Source organism: Oleiphilus sp. HI0067 (assembly GCF_001635735.1).
Map to the genome: position 1 here is coordinate 1 of NZ_LWFI01001475.1, position 1,213 is coordinate 1,213.

The window sequence follows — 1,213 nt, forward strand, 5'->3', positions numbered from 1 at the left end:
GCGGGCACTACCTTGGGGAACAGTGGGCGGTCGTATGACGCCCACTAAAAAACCTCGAGCACGTAAAAATGCTCCTGCATCAAGAGCTAACTGATTATCACCTAATACAACGCCTTGTATCGCAGTCTGAGAATCTAACAGAGTAAAACCACTGTCACTCAATTCCTCTTTGAATTGAGTAATTCGCTGATTGAGCAAAGTCCTCAGATCATCACCCGCTTCAATTAACGAAAGGCTTTTACTTGTTGCATCGACTAAACTTGGCGGCAACGCGGTGGTATAAATATGGGGGCGTGCGACTTGCTCTAAATATGAAATAAGATCCTCAGGTCCTGCGACGAAGGCTCCAAAAGTACCAAACGCTTTACCGAATGTACCAATTAACAGCGGGCACTGTTCTTGAGAAACACCTTGTGAAAGCACGCTACCACAACCGCCCTCACCTAAAACCCCAAGTCCATGCGCGTCATCAATGGCGAGCAAAGATGGATAAGACGAGCATACTTCGCTTAATTGAGAAATATCAGCGACATTACCATCCATACTAAACACACCATCACTCAAAACTAAGCAGTGGTCGTATTTATCTGCGTCATACAGTTTAGCTAGATAATTACCGAGGCTAGCAGGGTTATTATGCAGATACCTTTGCGCTCTCGCACCAGACAACTTGGCGCCGTCAATCAATGACGCGTGATTCAGCTTATCTTGTAGTAATAGAGCACGAGAATTCGCAAACGCAGATGCAACAGCTAGGTTTGCCATATACCCCGTCGAAAACAACAAAGCTTTATCACGCTTAGTGAAGCGAGCTAGCTTTTGCTCCAGATCTGAATGCGCCTGAAAGTGGCCAGACACAACATCGGAAGCGCCACTACCGACACCATAGGTGCGTGCCGACGTGCACAAGGCCTCAACAATCTCAGGATGGCTCGCGAGGCCAAGATAATCATTACTTGCAAAATTAGTTAATTTCTCGCCATTAGTGACGAGCTCAACTCCACTTCGAGAGTGAACATCAAAGCGCTTTCTGAGAAGCGCTTTCTGCTCAATCAGAGATAGTTGATCACGCCAATAAGGTGCGTCGTACGCCACAGACAAACCTAGTGTTGGACTGAATCGCCAGCACTAGTTGCACTTGCTTCATAGAACATTGGATTTTTCGCTTCTTGATCCTTCACAATTGCTTGGTTCAGCACAGCTTCTTGTGTTT

1 protein-coding gene is annotated in these 1,213 nt (G+C 46.3%); it reads right to left on the reverse strand.

All coding sequences use genetic code 11. The annotated features are described in order from the left end of the window. Positions 1–1,095: 8-amino-7-oxononanoate synthase (locus A3739_RS23950; RefSeq protein ID WP_068503098.1), on the reverse strand; the 1,095-nt coding region annotated here is incomplete at its 3' end. Positions 1,096–1,213 lie beyond the last annotated feature (118 nt).